The 22,077-nt window shown below is 46.9% G+C and carries 14 protein-coding genes and 1 pseudogene; 3 read left to right on the top strand and 12 right to left on the bottom strand.

Annotated features, from left to right (window positions below; genetic code table 11):
- The first annotated feature begins 3 nt into the window (after nucleotides 1-3).
- Entirely contained in the window at nucleotides 4-1,683 is a 1,680-nt protein-coding gene (locus Q1Q15_RS00470; RefSeq protein ID WP_300455095.1) for an ASKHA domain-containing protein, read from the top strand.
- Between the two features lie 60 nt (nucleotides 1,684-1,743).
- Here Q1Q15_RS00470 and Q1Q15_RS00465 read toward each other — a convergent pair whose 3' ends face one another.
- The 5 genes and pseudogenes from Q1Q15_RS00465 to Q1Q15_RS00445 all read right to left on the bottom strand — a co-directional run bounded on the left by Q1Q15_RS00465 (nucleotide 1,744) and on the right by Q1Q15_RS00445 (nucleotide 7,388).
- Nucleotides 1,744-2,709, bottom strand: a complete 966-nt coding sequence (locus Q1Q15_RS00465; RefSeq protein ID WP_300455093.1) for an ABC transporter substrate-binding protein — start codon at nucleotides 2,707-2,709, stop codon at nucleotides 1,744-1,746.
- Between the two features lie 35 nt (nucleotides 2,710-2,744).
- Nucleotides 2,745-3,509, bottom strand: a complete 765-nt coding sequence (locus Q1Q15_RS00460; protein WP_300455090.1) for an ABC transporter permease — start codon at nucleotides 3,507-3,509, stop codon at nucleotides 2,745-2,747.
- On the bottom strand, nucleotides 3,487-4,272 hold the full coding sequence (locus Q1Q15_RS00455; RefSeq protein WP_300455088.1) for an ABC transporter ATP-binding protein: 786 nt from the start codon (nucleotides 4,270-4,272) through the stop codon (nucleotides 3,487-3,489). The genes Q1Q15_RS00460 and Q1Q15_RS00455 overlap by 23 nt, the downstream gene beginning before the upstream one ends.
- Before the next feature lie 42 nt (nucleotides 4,273-4,314).
- Nucleotides 4,315-5,388 carry a uroporphyrinogen decarboxylase family protein gene (locus Q1Q15_RS00450; protein ID WP_300455086.1) on the bottom strand — a complete coding sequence of 358 codons (1,074 nt, stop codon included), beginning with the start codon at nucleotides 5,386-5,388 and terminating at the stop codon, nucleotides 4,315-4,317.
- Nucleotides 5,385-7,388: pseudogene (locus tag Q1Q15_RS00445) on the bottom strand (molybdopterin-dependent oxidoreductase). Before Q1Q15_RS00445 ends, Q1Q15_RS00450 begins: the two are co-directional and overlap by 4 nt.
- 445 nt (nucleotides 7,389-7,833) lie before the next feature.
- On the opposite strand from Q1Q15_RS00445, the gene Q1Q15_RS25415 reads away from it, so the two are divergent.
- Nucleotides 7,834-8,022 carry a DnaJ C-terminal domain-containing protein gene (locus Q1Q15_RS25415; RefSeq protein ID WP_363320843.1) on the top strand — a complete coding sequence of 63 codons (189 nt, stop codon included), beginning with the start codon at nucleotides 7,834-7,836 and terminating at the stop codon, nucleotides 8,020-8,022.
- Between the two features lie 138 nt (nucleotides 8,023-8,160).
- Here the strand turns inward: Q1Q15_RS25415 and Q1Q15_RS00435 are convergent, their stop codons facing one another.
- The 6 genes from Q1Q15_RS00435 to Q1Q15_RS00410 all read right to left on the bottom strand — a co-directional run bounded on the left by Q1Q15_RS00435 (nucleotide 8,161) and on the right by Q1Q15_RS00410 (nucleotide 19,185).
- A complete protein-coding gene (locus Q1Q15_RS00435; RefSeq protein ID WP_300455079.1) occupies nucleotides 8,161-9,411 on the bottom strand; it encodes a glyceraldehyde 3-phosphate dehydrogenase NAD-binding domain-containing protein in 1,251 nt (416 codons plus the stop codon).
- Nucleotides 9,412-9,438: 27 nt separating this feature from the next.
- Complete coding sequence (locus Q1Q15_RS00430; protein WP_300455077.1) at nucleotides 9,439-13,611, bottom strand: PEP/pyruvate-binding domain-containing protein; 4,173 nt, start codon at nucleotides 13,609-13,611, stop codon at nucleotides 9,439-9,441.
- Nucleotides 13,612-13,625: 14 nt separating this feature from the next.
- Nucleotides 13,626-15,779 carry a bifunctional (p)ppGpp synthetase/guanosine-3',5'-bis(diphosphate) 3'-pyrophosphohydrolase gene (locus Q1Q15_RS00425; protein ID WP_300455074.1) on the bottom strand — a complete coding sequence of 718 codons (2,154 nt, stop codon included), beginning with the start codon at nucleotides 15,777-15,779 and terminating at the stop codon, nucleotides 13,626-13,628.
- A gap of 9 nt (nucleotides 15,780-15,788) precedes the next feature.
- Nucleotides 15,789-17,300 carry a proline--tRNA ligase gene (gene proS / locus Q1Q15_RS00420; protein WP_300455071.1) on the bottom strand — a complete coding sequence of 504 codons (1,512 nt, stop codon included), beginning with the start codon at nucleotides 17,298-17,300 and terminating at the stop codon, nucleotides 15,789-15,791.
- Nucleotides 17,284-18,378, bottom strand: coding sequence for a flavodoxin-dependent (E)-4-hydroxy-3-methylbut-2-enyl-diphosphate synthase (gene ispG, locus Q1Q15_RS00415; RefSeq protein WP_300455068.1), 1,095 nt, complete (start codon nucleotides 18,376-18,378; stop codon nucleotides 17,284-17,286). Before ispG ends, proS begins: the two co-directional genes overlap by 17 nt.
- A 216-nt stretch (nucleotides 18,379-18,594) precedes the next feature.
- Nucleotides 18,595-19,185: a hypothetical protein gene (locus Q1Q15_RS00410; RefSeq protein WP_300455065.1), complete on the bottom strand. Its 591-nt coding sequence runs from the start codon at nucleotides 19,183-19,185 to the stop codon at nucleotides 18,595-18,597.
- Nucleotides 19,186-19,348: 163 nt separating this feature from the next.
- On the opposite strand from Q1Q15_RS00410, the gene Q1Q15_RS00405 reads away from it, so the two are divergent.
- Complete coding sequence (locus Q1Q15_RS00405; protein WP_300455062.1) at nucleotides 19,349-20,554, top strand: amidohydrolase family protein; 1,206 nt, start codon at nucleotides 19,349-19,351, stop codon at nucleotides 20,552-20,554.
- Nucleotides 20,555-20,568: 14 nt separating this feature from the next.
- Here Q1Q15_RS00405 and Q1Q15_RS00400 read toward each other — a convergent pair whose 3' ends face one another.
- Nucleotides 20,569-21,999, bottom strand: a complete 1,431-nt coding sequence (locus tag Q1Q15_RS00400) for a sigma-54 dependent transcriptional regulator (RefSeq protein WP_300455060.1) — start codon at nucleotides 21,997-21,999, stop codon at nucleotides 20,569-20,571.
- Between the last annotated feature and the right edge of the window lie 78 nt (nucleotides 22,000-22,077).

The following is a 22,077-nucleotide window of genomic DNA, read 5'->3' as shown; positions in this document are numbered from 1 at the left end:
AATATGCCAAATGTTACGTTTAAAAATTTATATACCACAATAAAGGTTCCGGTCGGCACCAGTATAATGGATGCCGCGCGTATGGCCGATCTGCCCATTGAGTCTCCCTGCAACCAGACCGGTGTCTGCGGAAAATGCCGGGTAAAACTGTCGCATGGAGCCAACAACCATATTTTAACCCCTGAAGATACCGTCTTACACCCCACTGCTGTGTCGCAGGGATGGGTTCTGGCCTGCCAGACCCGGATTCTGAAAGACATTGAAATCGATCGTCTTCCGAATATTCATACGGTAAAAGACCCGGCATCGGTTCTGGATCACGGGCACTGCGATGCCAAAGGGTTTGCCCCGGCGATATCAAAAAAATTTGACCCAAAAAAGAACCTTACTGAAATTTTTACAGGACACGATTGTATCGGCACCGAACCCGGAGATACCCGGGAACATATTTTCGGGATGGCCGTGGATATAGGTACGACCACGCTGGTGGCCAGCCTTATCGATCTCAAAACCAGCCGGGAAAAAGGATCGGTCTCTGCGTTGAATCCCCAGGCCAATTTTGCCCAGGATGTGCTGTCCAGAATCAAATTTGCAGATACACAAAAAGGATTGCAAACCCTTCAGAACGCTTTTGTAACCTGCCTGAATCAAATGGTCGGTACCGTGTGTAACAAGACCGGCATCCAGCCAAATAATATCTATGAGTCTGTTTTCAGCGGGAATACCTGCATGCTGCACCTGGCCTGCGGGGTCAGCCCGGTTTCTCTTGGGCGGTATCCTTATACCCCTGAAATCACTGGAAACCAAACACTTAAAGCAGCAGATATCGGACTTGAACTGGCCACCTTTGCCCGGGTGTATCTGCCCCCGGTGATCTCCGCCTATGTCGGCGCGGACTTGACCTCGGGTATTTTAGGGCTGATGCTTCACAAAAGGTCCGGTATCAGCCTTTTAGTGGATATCGGTACTAATGGTGAAATTATTCTGGCCGAAAATGGCCGACTGATGGCCACCTCTACAGCAGCCGGGCCGGCCCTGGAGGGCATGAACATCAGCTGCGGCATGGTGGCAGGCCCCGGAGCGATTGAACGGGTGTCCCTGTCCGATACCGGCCATATTTCATTGTCCACAATTGCCGATGGTGAACCCCAGGGGCTTTGTGGCAGCGGCCTTATCGATCTTGTGGCCGAATTGGTCCGCCACGGGGTCCTGCTGCCCACCGGCCGACTGGCTGCTCCGGATGCCAAAGAGATGGACCCCCATCTGCTGGCTGCCCTGTCTGAAAACTCAAAATCCCGGCAGTTCAATGTTTCAAAAAATGTTCACTTAACCCAGAAAGATGTCCGACAGGTGCAACTGGCCAAAGGCGCCATCCAGGCCGGCATTGCCTTTCTGCTGAAAGAAACGGGAATATCACCGGAACAGGTGGACCAGGTATTGATAGCCGGAGCATTCGGTTATCATTTATCCGCGGACGGATTGATCCGTATCAAACTGCTACCCGAAGTTTTTAAAAATAAGGTCTCCTATGTGGGCAATACCTCCAAAACCGGTGCCCAGGCGTTTTTGACCAATACTGCATTCCGGGAGGAAATGGATCACCTGGTCAAAACCGTCCAGGTGGTGGAACTGTCCGGCCACCCCGAATTTGAACAAACCTTTATTCGATGTCTTGGGTTTTAATATTTTGGCCCCCATTAAAGCCAGTTTGCTTCTGCCGTGTTGGGGGCGTGAAAATAATATCTAATAGTCCTGGCTCAAGACCTTGGCAAAACGTGAATTCACCATATGATCAATATCCAGATTGGTTTTTAAAATTTTGTAGTCTTTCATCATCACATAGGTTTTGTTCAAACCATAAGCATAAACCGCCGGGGGATTATCAAACTGAGGCAGTTCAAACGGCTTTTTAAAACCGGCATCATTCAGCTTGTTGTATTTGGAAAATACCTTTATGGCTTTTTTGGGATCATTGATAATCATCTCCCGGGCCATGGAAAGACCTTTTACAAATTTTTCAATCGCCTCTGGATGCGCTTTTATATAATCAGGTTTAAACCACCAGCCGCACGAATTCCACAGATACTTGCTGGTTGAGCAGGAATGGACAATCCGTATACCATCTCCCAGCCGGGCTTCTGTCGACGGTGCCGACATGATAACATCAACCTTGCCGCTCATGAGCATGGACAGACGATCTGCCGCAGATTTGGTAGCAATGACGTTCGCCTTGACCCCTGCCTGATCCATATCATAGTCCAGGGCCAGACGCGGATTGGAGGGGTTGTGTACACTGGCAATGGTTTTCCCTTCAAAATCCGAAATATTCTGTATCGGCGAATCGGAACGGACGGCAAAATCAAACGTCCGGTTCCCGATCCCGCATACCATGACCATATGAATGCCTTTTTCCGCGTAAAAAAGAGCGGTCTGGCTTGGCAGAAATGCCCCGTTGATGTCCTGCTTAGGCAACAGGCCGTTTCGGGTTGGACTGCTGGCGATATCCAGTGCTTCAAGTTCAAGTCCCAGGTCATTGAAATATCCCATTTCAATGGCAATGGGAAGATCCATAAGAAAATCAAGAAATGAGGCATAGGTAATTTTCATCTTATCGTTACTCTGGGCCAGGCCATTGCCTGCCGTAAGGATAAAGGATACGATCAAAAACACAATTAAAACAGTTCTACTACTTTTCTTTTCAATTAACATTACAAACTCCTTAATTTTTTGAATTTAGATGATGATTAAACAGAGATGGTTTTTCCTTTTCGCCAGGGCATCAGGATTTTTCCCATAAACTGCATGAAGCTGTCCAGCGCATACCCCAGGATGCCCAACAACAAAAGTGTTGCAAACATGGTCGCCATATTCAGGTTGCCTCTGGCTTCTTCCAGCATGAACCCAAGTCCGTCATTTCCGGCAATAATCTCCACCATGACCAGAACAAGCAGGGAGGTGGTCACCGCAAGCCTTATGCCTGCGAATATAGAGGGCAGAGAAGCGGGTAAAATAACCGTTGTCATAATCTGCCACTGGCCGGCGCCCATGGATTGAGCCGATTTGACCAGTATGGTATCCACATTCTTTACCCCTTCAATGGTCGGGATAACGGTAAAAAAGTAAGAACTGAATGCGATCAGCAAAATTTTGGATGTATCACCGATTCCGAACCACACGATAAAAAGGGGTGCCAATGCTGTTTTGGGAACGGAACGAACAAAATTAATCAAAAGATCGGTTAAATGCTCCCAGAATGTTGACCAGCCGATCAGAATTCCAGAGGCAATTCCCAGAAAACTGCCGACCAGAAAGCCACCCATACTTCTTTTCAGACTAATCATGGTATTACTAAAAAACTCTCCGTTTTTCATATTTTCAATAAATTTTATTGCAATTGAAAGCGGGTCCGGCAGAATAAACGGAGAAATAGTACTGAACCGTGTAAACAGATCCCAGACAATCAGGATCAAAATCGGTAAAACGATGCTATGCCAGAACTTTGTTTTCATTGATGTTATTCCTGTTGCCGATCATGTTCCTGATCAGCTTTTCTTTTTGATAAAATGATGATGTCATCCGCACCGATGGGATTCTTGGGCGTTCCAGGTCAACCGGAATGCAGGCCTGGATGGTACCCGGGTGGGCAGACATGACAAACACCCGGTCTGAAAGATAGAGTGCCTCGCCGATATCATGGGTAACAAACAAGACCGTGACATGAGTTTTACGCCACAGGGCGAGCAGTTCCAGTTGACAGTTTTCACGTGTCTGGGCATCCAGAGCCGAGAACGGCTCATCCAAAAGCAGGATATCCGGCTTGTTTGCCATGGCTCTTGCCAGTGCTACCCGCTGCTGCATACCGCCGGATAATTCATGGGGATAATGGGTTTCAAATCCTTCAAGGCCGACCATTTCGATATAAATCCGGCTGATATGCCGTCTCTGTGCCCTGCTCACGCCCCGGATTTTCGGGCCGTATTCAATATTTTTTTTCACGGTCAGCCAGGGGAAAAGCCCATACTGTTGAAACACAATGGCCCGGTTGGCACAGCTTTTATCTATGGGAATATTGTCAATCATAATATTCCCTTCGGTTTTTTCCTGGAGTCCGGCCACAATCTCCAATAAGGTTGTTTTGCCGCACCCGCTGGGTCCGACAACTGAAACGAACTCCCCTGCGGTGATCCTGATATTCAGATCCGCCAGAATCGTCATACTGCCCAATTTGCTATTGTTCACAACCTTTTTAAGATTCTGGACATTCATTTCCATAATATAATGTATCCTAATAATATGTTGCTGCAGATGCTGTGGTTAATAATAACCGGCCTTCCGAATGGCCCGGCCCACGGCATCGATATTTTCAAAAGGGGTATCCGGGGGAAGCTCACAGGACGGCATCAGGATAAAACCACCGGCATGTTTCATTCCGGCACTAAGACAGCGACAGGTTTCTTCTTCAACTGCTTCGGGAGAGCCTGACTTGAGAACGCCGCTGCTGATATTACCGGCCAGGATGTGATCGCTGCCGATGGTCCGACCGGTTTTTTCAAGGTCCATCTCATGACCAATGGAAAAAATGGTTCTTTTCGGCAGGGGCATATCCTTCCAGTATTTCAGGTTTCTGGTATGGTTTCCGCAAAGATGGACTGTTACTTTTCTTACGCCGCATGACATATAGTAAATCAACAATTCTTCTACATACGGCTTGCAAAAGGTCTCAAAGGATTTTTCCGAAATCAGGTCATTGGCCTCCACCGGCAGGGCACAAAAAAGACTACAGTTTTCACCGCCATATGCATGAATCGTCTTTTGTGCGCACCTTATCAGGAAATCTGTGACTTTGCGCTGGAGCTTTAATACGGTTTCCGGATATTTGATCATCCATCGCATCAGATTGGATAATCCTGCAATACCGGCTGAGAATGTGGTGGGAGTCCCTCCCGGCAACGATGCGGGGAATCCGTATTCGCGGTTGATCAGGTTAAATTGTGAAATTAAAGGCATCATTCCTGCCGTATCAGGATCCGGATCCAGGAGCGTGTCCACCTCACCAGGATCGGTGATAACCGGTTCCGGCGACAAAGGACTTGGATAACAATTGTTGTCCGGCCAGAGAATGCTGCCGCCGAATTCCCAGCCCCCCCGGTCAGCCCAGCCGTAAGTGGGGCTTGAATTCATCCATGGGTATGTTTTCGTCAGGTTCATACCAGCGGCAAACGCGGTTTTGGGATCCCGATAAAATTTTCCACGGTCCACTTGAAACACCCTTGCAGAGAATCCACTGGCAAACGGGATGAACGGAACCCGATCCAGGGGTTTGCCCGCAATCAGGTTCATCATCCGTTCTTTAGCCGTTAATTTATCTTTTTTTGACAAGTCAATCATGATTGGCCCTCACATACTTCGATGCGCGCCGGCAGAGCTCGGCACCATGGAAAACCGGACAGGGGATCAAAATATTCCATTCCGGTAATGTCGTTAATATTGGGGGTTTTCCATCCATGGGTCATCCGGATGCAGTCCGGCCGGACCTGGTCGGTGACATGGGCCTTGACCGCCAGTTTCCCATAACGGGTAACGATCTGTATCGGATCTCCGCTCCTTATACCCAGGGCTGTAGACTGATCAGGATGAAGGTCCACTCTTGGCCCGCCTTGTTTTCTCAAATGGATCTGCGACCCTCTAAACTGGCTGTGTTGAAAGGCGTTGACTCGATCTCCGGTACTCAGCCAGACTGGATATTGTTTGCTGGTATAAAATGGCAGTTCAAAGGATTTCGGCGTGGGCAACCCGGCGGATGCGGCATCCTGAGCGTCCTGTGAAAAATATTGGATCTTACTGCGGGGTATTATTTTTGTGGCATCGGACGGATACCGGATGACAGACGAGCGATCGTTTTTGAGATCTTCCAGAAAAACACCCGTGTGGTCCAGTTTGTACTGCAATGCCTGTTCATTGGTTTCCCATGGAAAAAAATCATTCAGTTCCAGTTTGTCGGCCAGTTTAAAGATCCACTTCCAGACCGGCCACCCCGGCCCTTTCTGGGCCACAGGATTGACCAATCCCAGATAAGGTTTTCCGGCGGCTCCGTAGTCGTGCAACTCAAGGCAATCCAGGTAGTCGGCTGCCGGCAGAACCAGATCGGCCTCCTGGGCGGTTTCGGTCATGAACAAATCCGCGACCGCCAGAAAATCAAGTTGTCTGAACATTTTCCGCTGCAATGCAGCGTCCGGGAATGTGAGCACTGGATTGGTACCGGCTAAGAGCATGGCCCGCAAAGGATATGGCTCGTTTTTCAGGATCGCATCCGGCAGAAACATGGCCTGCGCTTCCTTTTGCTTCTTTACATAAAGTGATGCCTGCGAAAGTCCTACAGGGTCGACCATTTGTGGATAATTATCCTGACCTGGAAGCCTGTTTAAAGGAAACAGAACGGATGTCGGAGCGGTCTGCGGGTCCACAATAGACTGGAGACAGGCAATTGACCGAATGGTTTGCAGCCCTGACGGCTGTAATTCAAGGGCCACGCCTCCGAGATTCCAGCCCGGCAGATTTTCAAACACCATTTGTGTGGCATTGAAAAATTCGGTTTCCGTAATACCGGTTTTTTCCAACAATTCACCATAGGTTGCGGTTTCAATTTCTTTTTTGAATCGGTCCCATCCTTTTTCCCGGGCCGGATCGGCTGACCGGTTATATTTTTCCATGCCGGCCTTTAAAAACGAAAGCGCCAGCAGGCCGTCGCTGCCGGGCGTAATTTTCAGGTGAACGTCTGCCAGGTTCGTGGTCCGGGTCTCTCAAGGATCCACCACCACAAGCTTTAACCCTTTTTTAACGGCTTTTCTAATACGGGAAAAAAGACGCGGAGAAGATACGGCAACATTGGTTCCCCAGAGAACGGCACTTTTTATTTTTTGAAAATCCGGTTTGGGGATGCCGCCATATGTCAAGCCATGCCCCATGGCCAGAGATTGATGGCAAAGACTGCCCACAGACATATAATTGGGACTACCAAAGGCATGGGCCAGATGTTTCATATATCCTCTGATTTCCTGATGCTTCAAGGCCTCTCCTTTTAAAAATGCGACGCTTTGGGCACCATACATCTTGCGGCAGCGGTTAAATTTTTCGGCCATGATATCCATGGCATCTTCATATGGGATCGGCTTCCATCCCCCTTTTTGCCGTAACAGAGGTTTAGAAAGCCGTTCCGGATGGTTTCTGATATCAGAAAACTGCTGCCCCCGGAAACAGATAAACCCTTTACTCAAAGGATGATCCGGGTTTCCCATAATGCGAAGGTCACCCTCATGGGCCTGACGGACAAGTACGCCGCAATTTTCTTTGCATATTCTACAGATTGTTGGGGTGATGTGGGTATCCAAAGGTTACTCCAAATATCTAAGCTCTATTGCGTTTAAATTATCAACTCCGTATTCATATTATAATAAAAAATGATTATCCAATTGATAGTTTGAATTGCAAACCATGACGATATAGGAAGAATAAATAATGATTCTATATAATCGCCCGATTATTCATAAGAAATAGCATCTGAAAGAAATATATTTTATTATTTCAAAAAGATAAAATGAATAGTACTGAAGAAATCAGATAACAAAGTGTCACAAGAAAATAATTTAATTTTCACTTTTCAGGCAAGTCAAGTTTGCTTATCTGTTGCGTTACAGGCCGTTCGCGGTCCAGCCTATCGGGCATTTGATGCAACGCAGGAGATGGATCAAAAGACAATCCCTTTCGTTCAAGCTATAAAATTTGCAGTCCTAACACGGAACAAATAAGGGCTGCTTATCGTGATCTGGCATTTAAATTTCATCTTATCATACATGGCGATCTAAAAAGTTAGTTGTGAAAATTCCGCCCAATGTATGTCATGGTCAACAAATCCGTCTTCCGGGTATGGGGGAGAAAGGTAAAGGAGAAACCGGAGATCTGTATCTGAAGATTGAAACAAAGCCATCTCTTATAAATAAAATTAGACATTATCTTCCCTTTTAGAATGAAATCGAATCAACCGCGTAATGCCGTTTTTCACCAATGGAAAACGGCAGAGTCTTTTTCTTAAGCATGGCCAAAACTTGTTAAAAAAACAAGACCCCTGCCAGGGTGATTAGAAAAAACGGAATACGTGATGTTTTAATGCATGGCTTCGGCAATGGACACGACCCGGTCCCCCAGCATATTGACATAGCTTGCCATTTCATTGTCATACCAGCCGTAAATAACGGCCTGGGTCACCTGAATGCTGGTCACCTGATCTTTGATCTGGTCCAATATGGTTTTATCAATCCCCCGCACATTTTCAAGGTTAATGTTAATGGAGCCCGTGCGCGTATGGGTTTCATGGCCTTCAATAACAGCAGCCGCCTTTGGTGTTCCGATAATATCAGAAGAAACATTTTGTTTCTGGGTAAACATCAGGTATCCGTTTGTATTGGCGGTTACGGCATTTTCATAAATTGAGTTAATCATTTCTCTTCGAATGGACTTTTTATTGATTTCTTCCTGAAAGTTCATCACCAGAATAATCAAAGATCCCGTGGCTGTAGGGATTCTCACGGATTCTGCAATAAATCCAATGGTTGCCATTTCCGGGATAACCAGCTGCAATGCTTTTGCCGCACCGGTTGTGGTCAAAATAATGTTATTCAGGATCGACCGGTTTTTTCTCAAATCCTTGGCATCGGTTTTCGGCAGCCGGTCCAACACTTGCTGAGATCCTGTGGCCGCATGCACGGTTGCCATGGATGCAGAAAGGATCCGCTCAATGCCAAAATAATCCAGCAGGGGTTTGATCATATGGGAAAGGCAGGTGGTGGTGCAGGAGGCATTGGAAATAATATTATGCCGGATGGGATCATAGTCTCCGTCATTGATTCCCATCACGGTTGTCACGGCATCTTCAGGCATGCCCACCCCCTCTTTGAGTTTAAAGGGAGCCGAGGCAATTACTTTTTGGGCACCGGCTTCAATGTGCCCCCGGATAGAGCCCTTGGCGGCATCCACACCCAGGGAAGGATCCAGGAACTGGCCGGTCGTATCCACCACAATGCCGGCATTATGGGCTGCCCATTCAATCTCTCTTGGGTTTCTATGCTGCCGCAGAATCTTTACCTTTACACCATTCACCGTTAATGAAGCCGTGGCTTCATCCACATCACTGATGACCGATTTTGCCTGATATCCATGAAGAAAGGACTCCAATCGTCCATAGGTTGAATCTCTTTCCAGATAATGAATCATATCTTGAAAAGATTGGCCGACCTCACGGCCGACATTGATCACAATATTATCAAAGTACTTTCTGCCGGCATGATGCCACAAAGAAAGCTTGCCAATTCTTCCCAGTCCGTTAATACCCAGTGTTCTAGAGCCGTTTGTATTCATAAGTACCCTCGTTTCAATACTGTTTGTTTAATTGATGTTAAGGGACCCCTTATATACGGATCCCTTTTGACCGTTAATACTGATGTAGTCGCCGGTGACCATTTTAACCCCATTGAGCATACACTTTTTTTCGGATTCATTGCAAACAAGATTTTCACATCCCACCACACAGGTTTTTCCCAGGCTATAGGTCACCACAGCAGCATGGGAGGTTAAGCCGCCCCTGGCCGTCAAAATCCCGTCTGCGGCATCAATTTCCAGGATATCATCCGGCACTGTATCATTTCTCAATAAAATCAGCCGGGTCTCGGGTTGACGCTGTCTGAACGCATCAATTTCCTCCAGGGTAAAAACAATTCGGCCGCTCATGGCCCCGCCGCTGACACCGATTCCCTGCCCCAGATATGTTTTGTCAAGAAGCTCCGGACTCACATCAAAATCCACAATTTTCTTTCGATCCCTCAGGGACATGTCCCGTGCCTGGAGGATGAAAAGGTCCTCACTGTTTTCGCCTTCAAAGGTGAACTCAATTTCCTGGGGATTCCACCCTTCATCATATACCAGGACATGCACTATTTTTTTTAATTCCATATAGATACGGGGAAAATTGTTTTCAAGGCTGATCTTTGAATCCCGGTTTTCCAACTCCCGTTGGACCTCTGAAATGGGAAGGGTTTTTACGAGTCCTGACACGACATCCTCTCCCTGGTTGCCAATGGTAAAATCCCCCCACAACCGGATGGTATCTCCCGGAAGCCTTGGGCTATGGCTGAACACCACACCTGACCCCGACAACCGGGACAGATTTCCAAACACCATGGACTGAACCGTAACAGCCGTCCCCCAGTCATTGGATATCCCCATTATCCGCCGGTAATCCTTTCCTCTTTTGGATTCCCAGGATGAAAACACCTTGTCAATGGCCAGAAACAACTGGTCAAGGGGAGATTTGATCAACTTAATCCCGGAATCCAGCAGCAATTGTTTATAGTCAAGGGCCACAACTTTCATCTGGTCACCGGTGAAAAATCGTTTGAACTCGACCCCGCACGCCTTTTTTTTGGAATAGATGATATGGTCAAACTCATCCCTTTTGATGCCAAACGCCATGCCATATCCTTGAATAAATCGCCGGTAGCTGTCCCAGGCAAACCATGGGTTCTTTCGGAGGCCGGCAACGCTGGCAGCGATTTCCTCATTGAGCCCCACATTTAAAAATGAGTCCAGCATTCCGGGCTGTGAAATGGACGACCCGCTCCGAACGGATAACAGCAAAGGATTTTGGGGATCTCCAAACCGTTTTTTAGTTCGTTTTTCAAGGCTGGCCACCATTTTTTCCACAGACTGTTTGAAATTGATGGTGGCGGGTTTATAATGCTTGATGATTTCACGGCACTTAAACACTTCTGTGGTAATAATAAACCCTTCTGGAACCGGAGAACCGATTTTCTTTAATTTTATGAGGTTTAATCCTTTATTCCCTAGAAAGATGATATTATTGCTGATGGGATCAGCGCTGTCGACTTCTATGACAGCGCATTTGGGATCATAATTTAACAAACGGCTCAAATGGGCCTGGGATAATTTTTCAGACTGTTGAAACAGGGTCTGTAAAATTCGGTTTAAAAACACATCCAGTTGCTGCAGCCCTAAAGAAGTGGCAATCCGATCCCTGAAAAAGATTTCAGCCACCCGCTGGTCCAGTTTTAATGGTTTGTTTTTTGATCCGGTGGGCAGATATTTTTTAAGGATCTGGTCCGTTCCAAGACGGGATTCGATCTGGGATAAATTACTCGAATGAATATTATTGAAATGATCATGGATGATATCGGACACCGCCCGTGTAAATCCCTTGAAAATATCCAGGTACTGGGTAAAGGTACAGGTTCTGATATCCATGGAAAATTTTAAAAAATCCATCTGGACATCCAGCTGGTTGGAGACAATGCCGTCCAGATCCAATGCCGTCCTGAACAGATGCAGGACATTGTAAATCCGTTTAAAGGTAGACTTGGTGATGACTCGAAGATCAATGGCATTAACCAATTCTTCAAACCAAACATTCAGGATGCTTTCAACCCTCAGGGTCAATCCCAGGGCATCAAATTTTGCTTCATTGTAACTGCCGTACATGGATGGAATATCAACGGCAAAATGGCGCTTACGATATATCGCTTCATTGGCCTCATACTGGTGGTCCGAAAGAATAATTTTTTTCAATTCTTTCATGTGGGACATCATGGACAGGATTTTATTTTCCAGATTTTTTTCTTCCATTACCAAAAGAAGGTTACTGGTATCCGGCAGGTTTTCAGAATGGAACGAAGACAGATATTTTTTCAATTCCAGGTTATCGACCCGATATTTCTGGCCCAGGAGCCGGTAGAACCCAAAAATCAATTTCATCCTTAATCTGTCCAGATCCGTCACGCCCTCAATCCCATCAATGAACGTATTGATGGCCTCTTCCGTGTAGATCAGATAGTCTTTTGGAAGGGATATTCCTTTTGATTCCAGGCGGTTGAGAATCGTTTTAGGCCCGTCAACAAAGGGTCCTGATTCCTGGATTTCACCATAAATTGACGGGGGAACATAAGGTTCCAGCTGCTGTTTATTTCCGGTCTTCCAGAAAAGAATGACTTCTTTGATAAAATCCACGATCCGGCTTGAGCTTTCAACATGGCATTGCTTCCTTAAAAAATGAATTAACCGGTCCTTCCTCAGACAGGCCTCGTCCAGCCGGGTGGAAATTTCCCGGAGCTGTCCCTCGGCACCAATTTCATTAAAAAAGGCCGGCAATAAGCGTGACAGCTGCTTGACCAGATTAAAAACCGGTTCAATATCGGCATTTAAAAACCGGGTAATATCCCTGGGGAACAGATCGGTATCTTTGATAAAAACCCCACCAATGGACAGCGAAATGATCAACGCCGATAACAGTCTTCGTGACTTTTTGGGATGTTGCCCGATGAGATCCAGAAACACCCGGATATTTCTCACATGCGCAGAATTGCATTTTACCTGCCAGTCATCACCAGTCCCTTCAATCATGGGAAACTGAAACCCGTGATCAACCGCCCGGTCTATAAAGTAGTTGATCAGCTCAATATTGGATGTTTTATAAACCGAATCCCCTATTTTATGGATGCAGTCCAGAACCGTTTCAGGGTATTTTCCCTTATGCTCTTTGAGCAGGGAAAAGGTCTGGTTGATGATATTGATATCCTTTTTAAAATCCCTGTCACCGATCAGATGGGTCAGGGTGGTGTTAATCTCGCGCAGGGCCTGGACATGAATGGTGGAAAGTCCGGGAATATGAATGATATAAAAAAGAAAGGTCAATTTCAGGTGGAAGCCACCAATATCATCCCCACTTTGGGCCATTATTTTTTGGGGGACGGCCCAGATGTGACTGACAAACTCCTGATAGCTCAACAGACGGGTCAACTCATATGTTGCATGGCGGGACGATGGGTCCACTGTCTGAACAATGGTTTCGAGTTTTTTTTGCCACAACCCAATGCGGGTGTGGGATACTGCTTTTAAAATAGATTGTAACCCCGGATCCAGTTGGCCCACGTCAATACTTCGGCCGATCCAAAAAATCGGGTCCTCCTGGTTCAGCCAGTAATCAAACGAATACCCATAAAACTTCACCAGAAACCGGTTTAAGGATGCAAAAATCACTTGATCGCCCTTAAGACAGTCCAACAGATTTTTTGCTATTTTATCCGGCTGATAATAAGATTTGACAAACAGATAAAAGTCCTGACCTTCATAGGCTTGGATTTTTTGTACGGCTGTTTCGATCACCGGCAGAAACCGGTCAAGATCCTGCGCGGATTCCTTGACAATATGCTGTAAAAACAGCATTAAATTATCTGCTGCGCTTGTCTTCACCATTACGTTTGATTCTGATTCAAACGACGCTAAAAAGATCTCCACAAAAAGATCCAATGCCTTATCGCCATCTGGATGAGACTTGTACAAATAAAAATTTTGAAGGGAAAAATGCCGGGCTTCACTGACAATAAACTCCCAGTTTTTATAGGGATGTGACAGTTCTTTTAGAAAGATATTCATCCGGTTCAAGATGCCCACATAGGATGCCACAATCTCCAAAAGAACCTCATATTTTGCGTTAATGGTGACATCAACCTTTGTGTCGGATAAATTCACTTCAAGGGCACTGGACTTCACAAAATTTCCTTTCTTTAATCGTTTCTGACGACCCGTTTGACATCTGTCCCCTTTTTAATTTTCCGGATATCCGACATGATTCTTCGCAGTTGATCAGAACTTTCCACCATAATACTAAAATAAAACAGACTCACACCTGTTTCCAGGGTTTCCGTCTTTGCGTTTAAGATATTTGATTTATGTTTGCTGATCACCGAGGCAATCTCTGCTAAAAGGCCAAACTGGTCATCGGTCTTGATCTTGATACTGGCCGGATAGGACTCGGTAAGCCCCTCACTCCATTGGACTTCAATCTTGCGCTCATTGCTCATTTTCAGCACATTAAGGCATCCTTTCCGATGAATGGTCACCCCCTGGCCCTGGGTGATATACCCGATAATGGGTTCTCCGGGAAGCGGGCTGCAACATTTTGAAAATTTTACAAGAATATCGTTAAGCCCTTTTACAATGACCCCGGTGCTGTCTTTTTTGGGTCGCTTTCCAGACTGACGCTGGGGTGAACTGCTGTCTCTGGGTTCCTGTTTTTCCAGTTCAGGCAGTGCCTTGTTCAAGATCTGAAGCGGGGTAATTTTTCCAAACCCCACATGGGCGATGAGATCATCCACCTTTTTAAACCCGAAAATATCCGCCACTTTTTTAATCTCCCCGGATTTAACCAGGGCATTAAAATTCTGGCTTTTTTTTCTGAATGTTTTTTCGCACATCTCCCGCCCCAGGGAATAACTTCTCTCTTTTTCCCGGGTATTGATCCAGGCCCGGATTTTGGTTCTGGCCTTTACGGTTTTTACAAAATTGAGCCAGTCAAGGCTTGGGGTATGGCCCTTGGTTGTAATAATTTCAATGGTATCCCCTGTTTTCAGCTGGTGGGTAAGGGGCACCAATTTTCCGTCAACCTTTGCACCGGTACATTCGGCCCCCACCTCGGTATGGATCAGATAAGCAAAATCCACGGGTGTGGCTTTTTTGGGCAGGATCTTGATCTCTCCCTGGGGCGTGAACACATATATTTCATCAGGATACAGATCAATGCGAACATTTTCCAGAAATTCATCCGGGTCATTATAATTTTCCTGATTTTCCACAAGATTTCTAATCCAGGCGAACAGCTCCCCGGTATTTTCGTCAACCTTTGTGCCTTCTTTATAGCTCCAGTGAGCAGCGATTCCGGATTCTGCGATCTTGTCCATATCCTGGGTCCTGATCTGAATTTCAACCCGCTCCCCTTTTGGCCCCACCACTGTTGTGTGAATGGATTGATACATATTGGGTTTGGGGTTACCGATATAATCTTTTATTTTATAGTAAATCGGCTTCCACATGGAATGGATGGCACCCATGGCGGCATAGCACTGGGGAACCGTATCCAGGATGATCCTGAACGCAATGACATCATAGACCTCTTCAAATTCCAGATTCTGGGATATCATTTTCTGATAAATACTGTAATGCTGTTTATACCGACCCTTTATTTCAGCTTCCAGACCCATTTCCTTCATTTTGTCATGCAGTTTCTCATTGACCACCTTGATGTAATCTTCTTTTTCATGCCTGGCTTTATTCACCAGGGCGTCCATGCGTTCATATTCATCCCTCAAGGTATAATAAAACGCGATTTCCTCCAATTCATACTTTATCCAGAAAATCCCCAGACGTGCCGCAATGGGGGCATAAATATCCAGGGTTTCCTGGGCAATGGCAGCCTGTTTTTCAGGGGTGGGGTGATACTTTAGGGTCCTCATGTTATGAATTCTGTCCGCAAGCTTGATGAGAACCACCCGGATATCATCTGCCATGGCCAGAATCATTTTCCGCAGGCTTTCCGCCTGCTGGGCAATTTTGGTGGAATGGGGCAGGACGGACAATTTTGTGACACCGGAAACAATATGGGCAACCCCGGGACCGAACATTTCTTCAATGTCCTCTTTTGTTGCCGGTGTATCTTCAATGACATCATGCAGGAGGGCTGCGGCAATGCTCTCAACATCCAGCCGCATATCTGCTAAAATATTGGCCACTTCAAGGGGATGGGACAGATAGGGTTCCCCGGAAAGTCGGACCTGCCCGTCATGAACCCTTGCCGAGTAAATATAGGCCCGGTCTATAATATTCAAATCTCCGCCAGGATTATACTCTTCTATTTTATCCAGTATGTCGGTAATTCTGATCATTGGTGTTGCTTAATAGGCTTTTGCAAAAAGCACCCGCCTTGAACTGGGATGATCACAACAGATACACCTCCCCTCTTCGGTCGGGCTGTCAAAAGGGATACAACGGATGGTGACGGACAGATCTTTTTTTATGGTTTCCTCACAGGCATCTGCCCCACACCAGTGGGCCATGACAAACGCGCCATTATCGTATCCCCCGGCTTTTTTAAACAATTTGTAAAAGGCTTTTTTATCATCCATCTCAATGGTATTTTCTTTTCTGCGGGCCTGGGCCCGGTTAAAAAGCGTATCCTGAATATTGTCCAGGATATCCGTAATCTGATGGATAAAGTCGTCCCTGTCCATGGAATTTTTCTGGTGAGAGGGGGTGTCCCTCCTGGCCATGAAAACACTGTTTTGCTCCAGGTCCCTGGGACCCAGTTCAATCCGGACCGGCACCCCTTTTTTCACCCAGTCCCAGCCCCTGGCACCGCCCGTATCCCGGTCATCAATTTCAACCACAACCTTTCTACCATGGAATTGTTTTTCTTCCAATGCGTCTTTCAGGCTTTGGGCACTTTCCATAATGGTTCGGCGGTCTTCATTCTTTTTAAAGATCGGCAGAATCACGACATGGGCCGGTGCCACCCGGGGTGGCAGCACCAGGCCGTCATCATCGGAGTGTACCATGATCATCCCACCGATCATTCGGGTGGAGGATCCCCAGGAGGTGGTCCATGCATAGGCTTCTTTACCCTCTTCATTCTGGAATTTAATATCAGATCCCTTTGCAAAATTCTGACCCAGGAAATGGGATGTTCCGGCCTGAAGCGCTCTTTTATCCTGCATCATGGCTTCAATACAGGTGGTATCTTCTGCCCCGGGAAAGCGCTCGGAAGGTGTTTTTTTCCCCCGGATCACGGGCATGGCCAGATAGTCTTCAACAAATTTTGTATACACGTCCAGCATGAGAAGGGTTCTTTCCCTTGCGTCCTCTTCCGTGGCATGGGCAGTATGACCTTCCTGCCATAAAAATTCACTGGTCCTTAAAAACATCCGGGTCCGCATCTCCCATCGAACCACATTGGCCCACTGGTTCAACAGAATGGGAAGGTCCCGGTAACTGGATATCCATCGGGCCATGGATTCCCCGATAATGGTTTCAGATGTGGGACGAACGATTAACGGCTCGGCCAGTTTTCCCGCCGGTCTTAACCCGCCTTCGCCGTCTGGTTCAAGCCTGTGGTGGGTGACTACGGCACACTCTTTGGCAAACCCTTCCACATGCTCTGCTTCTTTTTCCAGGTAGCTTAACGGGATAAACAAAGGGAAATAGGCATTTTTTACGCCGGTTTCCTTGAACATGACATCCATCTCATGCATGATGTTTTCCCAAATTGCATACCCCCATGGTTTTATCACCATGCATCCCCGGACCGGCGAATTCTCCGCCATATCCGCGGCTTTAATCACTTCCTGATACCAGGCGGGATAGTCTTGTTCCCGGGTTGGCGTAATTGCTGATTTAACCTTTTTTGCCATTCAGTTCCTCCGAATTCTTTGTCATATTGTCTATTTCGCTCAGCAATTGATCCACAAGTTTATCCTGGTCTATTTTTCGTATCACCCGTCCTCGTTTAAATAGAATCCCCTTGCCGTCACCACCTGCGATACCGATATCTGCCTCTTTTGCTTCACCGGGTCCATTTACCATACATCCCATAATCGCAACTTTAATCTGGGAAGACCGCTCAAGTAAAGACTTTTCTACTTGTTCGGCAATTTTAAAAAGATCAATTTTACACCGTCCACAGGTGGGACAGGAGATCAGTTCCGGTCCCCGGTTTCTGATTCCCAGGGCCCTTAAAATCTCATAGCCGGTCCTGATTTCTTCCACCGGATCCCTTGTCAAGGAAACCCGGAGGGTATCACCCAGCCCCTGGGCCAGCAGCATACCAATACCGATGGCCGACTTTGTGATCCCCGCATACAGGCCACCGGCCTCGGTTACCCCGACATGAAACGGTACATCTGTTTTTGATGCCAACAGCTGATACGCCTTTACGGTTCTTGAAACATCCGAGGCTTTCAGGGAAACCTTGATGTCATGGAAATCCAGGTCCTCAAGAATTTTGATGTTGCCCAGCGCACTTTCAACCATGGCTTCCGCCGTTGTTCCCAGGCGGTGTTCAATCTCCCGCTCAAGGGAGCCGGCATTCACACCGATTCTGATGGGGATGTGGTGCTCTCTTGCACACGCCACTACCGCCTTGATTTTTTCAGCTTCTCCGATATTCCCGGGATTGATTCTTAACGCATCCGCCCCTGCCGCTGCAGATGCCAGGGCCAGCCTGAAATCAAAGTGAATATCAGCGATGAGAGGAATGGAAATATGTTGTTTGATTTTTTCAATGGCCTTTGCGGCATCCATATCCGGAACCGCCACCCGGATAATTTCACAGCCGGCCCTTTCAAGGGCCAGGATCTGGCTCACCGTCGCCGCCACATCCTGGGTCTGGGTATTGGTCATGGATTGAACTGAAATCGGTGCCTTGGAACCGATGTTGACATTGCCGATACAAATTTGGCGGGTAGGTCGTCTTTCCTGAACCAGTGACATCTTAAATCTTCCTGCAATGGATAAAAATTAACCGCTTACAGAATTGCCGTTAAACTGTAAGCAAAAAATGCTTCCCTTACTCAACACTCAACGAATAAAGATATCAAAGCTGTCCTTTTTATTCAAGACAACACGCTTTTAAACTTTAAGAAATCACAAAAAAAGAGCCCATAGTCCCGCAGAAAATATTTAATTGACCGTGTATTAGATGTGTGATCAGGAATTCCGCCATATCAGAAGGCTTTCTCTGATGTGGAAGGGACCCAGACAGAATCGACGGATCTGTGCACGGCCAAGCCAGTCTTTTTTAATTCTCAAATTGGGTGCCCGCCCGTCCAGCGATTTGAGGACCTTCACTTTTCCTTGCATCCCCCGTACAGAGGTCCTGAGATATGAATCAAAACAATAGACCCATTCCCCTTCAATGGCGGTAATCATGATATAATGCTCCTCTTGGGGGGTTAAAAGCATATTGCACAGCACAATCCCCCCTTGTTCCAGACAGGTATGGATTCGACCGCCCGTTTCCAGGGTGACCCTTTCCATGTCTAAAAATTCAGTGTCAACTGAAAATTTTTTCATTTTATAGGAATGAAGCCAGTTTCCCATGAGCCGCACAGCCAGTTTACTGGTCCCGCCAATGCCAAATCTGGCATCCCGACTCACCGTGTCCATGCAGTACATGTAAATGTGCCGAATGACCATGGGGGGGACCTCTTTTCTGTGAAACAGATAGCTGACGGCATTGATCATGGCCGTGGGAACACAGTCATATTCAGATACCTGGTAATGGAACGGGATATACATGCGGACCTCTCCTGATTTACGGCTTTTTTTCAACGGATTCCGGCCTGGTCAAGTCCATGGATCCCATATTGTGAAAGCAGCATATTGTAATTTGTTTGCATCAATTGTAATACAAAAGAATATAATTTTTCTGAGAAAAAATCAAAGGAATAAGGAGGCTGGGATGGCTGGAAAAGAATTCATTATTGGCGCGGACCTTCTCTATGACGGCAGAATAAAAACGCGCCGGAAATCCATTGTGGTGCACGGCAATAAAATTGTCGAAGTGAGTTCCAAAAATTACAAATCCGATGTATCGGGCGTTGTCACCCCGGCCTTTATTGACCCTCATTCCCATATCGGCATGGAGCGGCAGGGAGAACCGGCCGGGGAATCAGAGGTGGACGATACCCTCAACGCCTTCACCCCATTGCATAACCCCGTCAACAGTATTTATTTTGATGACCGGGCATTTAGTGAAGCCGTGGATTTTGGGGTGCTCTACAGTTGTGTCCTGCCGGGAAGTTCAAACATTCTGGGTGGACAGGCCATGGTCATTAGAAATTTTTCCCCAAATCGAAAATCCGCCGTAATCAGGGAGTGTGGGGTCAAGATGGCCCTGGGATACAACCCCCGGGCGGCGACGACCTGGAAAGGGAAAAGGCCCAGCACCCGCATGGGAACCACCGCCCTGCTGGAAAATTATTTTCTGGAAATCCTCAGAAAGGAAGAACAGGCTCGAATTAAAAAGGAACAGGCTGTTCTTGATCTGTCAGGTCCAAAAAACCAGCAGCACCTGACCCTGATCCAGCGGGCCTATGACATTGCATTGTCAACGGAACAATGGGCTGTTTTTAAACTTCTCAAAGGGGAAATTAGTGCAAAGGTCCATGTTCATAAGGCGGATGATGCCCTGTACCTCATCGATATGAAGCAGCGGTTCAACATAACCGTTACAGCGGAACATGCCTGTGACATATGTGACGTTGACATTTTTAATGCCCTTGCAAAAAATAATATTCCGATTGTATATGGCCCTGTGGGATCATTTGATTATAAGGTAGAACTCAAAAATGCATCCTATAAAAATGCGGCATCTTTGATGCAGTCCAATGCCGATTTCGGACTCATGACAGACCATCCGGTCATCCTGGCGCATCATCTTCGGGATTCTTTGAAATATTTTTTAATCCACGGAATGACACCGGAAGATGCCATATCTTTAATTACCCGTAAAAATGCCGCTATCTTGGGAATAGATGACTGCCTGGGAACACTTGAGCCCGGGAAACTGGCCAGCTTGATTGTCTGGGGCACGGACCCCTTTCATTTGGGGGCATTCCCCTTGCTGATCATGGCAGAAGGCAGTATTGTCCGGGACGGACGCTGACAACTCACCCCGCTTTACCGGGATTTAAAGTCGGTCTTGTCAAGTCCCAGCTGTTTCATTTTTCCATACAACCCCCTTGGGTGAATTCCGGCAATCTTTGCGGCCTCCCCGATTTTTCCATGGGTTTGGCCAAGGACCATTTCAAGATATTTTTTTTCAACATTCCGGATCACCCGTTTCCTGACCTCGGAAAGGGTCTTCCCTTTCCAGGCATCCATCTCCAGATCCTTTAAACTTGACGGGCCCTCGGGAAAGTCCCCTATCAAGGAAGCACTTTCCTGGAAAGTGCCGGGAAAATTGTTAACGGATATAACGTCGGACCGGCATAAAAGGACGGCGCGTTCAATGACATTCATCAACTCCCGGATGTTCCCGGGCCAGGGATATTGGCAAAGGGCTTCCATGGCTGCCCGGGAAAACCGATGGATTTCACGGCCGATTTTTATATTGTGCATATTCAAAAAATGGTTGGCCAGGGAAGGGATATCCTGCTTCCGTTTTCTCAAGGGGGGAATAGTCAGAGAGATTACGCCGATTCGATAATAAAGATCCTGGCGGAAGGCGTTTTTTAAAATGCCTTTTTCCAAATCCTTGTTGGTGGCGGCAATGACCCTTACATCAACCCATACAGGGCTTTCACTACCCACTGGTGTAAATTCAAAATCCTGGAGGACCCGAAGCAGTTTGGATTGCATCTGCAGGGACATTTCTCCGATTTCATCTAAAAAGATGGTGCCGCCATGGGCCAGTTCAAAAGCCCCCCGCCGGGACCGGACCGCACCCGTAAACGCACCTTGTTCATGACCGAATAATTCACTTTCCATGAGTTGCTCGGGTATGGCCGCCATATTGATCGGGATAAAAGGGCCCTGAGCCCTGTGACTTTCAGCATGGATGGCCTTGGACAGATGTTCTTTGCCCACACCTGTTTCTCCGAGAAGCAGCAGGCTGGCGTCGCTGGTAACGACCTGTTGAACTTCTTCAAGAAACCGCTGCATATCTTCACTGTTTGAGACAAAGTCGTTTAATCTGGGTTTTATCCTGCCCCGCTGGTCAAGGCGATCCACATAATAAAACTGTCGTCTGGATTCCAGGGTACTTTCAATGGCCTCCATCAGGCTGTCCTGGGAAATGCCGGTATATAAAACGACATCTGCCCCGGATGCCAGAAGATTTGCATGTTCTTCCGAGGATTCCCGGTCATCAAGAATAATGGTGGTAGGCTTTTCCGGTAGATTGTTCAGCAGCGTCACACTGGATTCAATGGGCCGGGGGATCAGGGATTTACTGACTAAAAACACATCCCCACAACTGCGAACCAGCTCCTGCCACTGGGCCTTGTTGTTTCCGAATATTTTCAACTGCACATCAAAATCAGACAATCTTTTTTCAAGATCTGCCTGCAGTTTTTTTTCTTTGATGGCACAGGCTACCCTGATTAACATATGGACCCTTTCTTTGATCGGTAATTTTTTACCAAAACAATCCCACTATTTGTTGATGATACCTGAAAATGACCACAA

This window comes from Desulfobacula sp., assembly GCF_030145145.1.
Classification (GTDB): Bacteria; Desulfobacterota; Desulfobacteria; order Desulfobacterales; family Desulfobacteraceae; genus Desulfobacula.
This window is presented reverse-complemented; position numbering and strand designations above follow the sequence as displayed.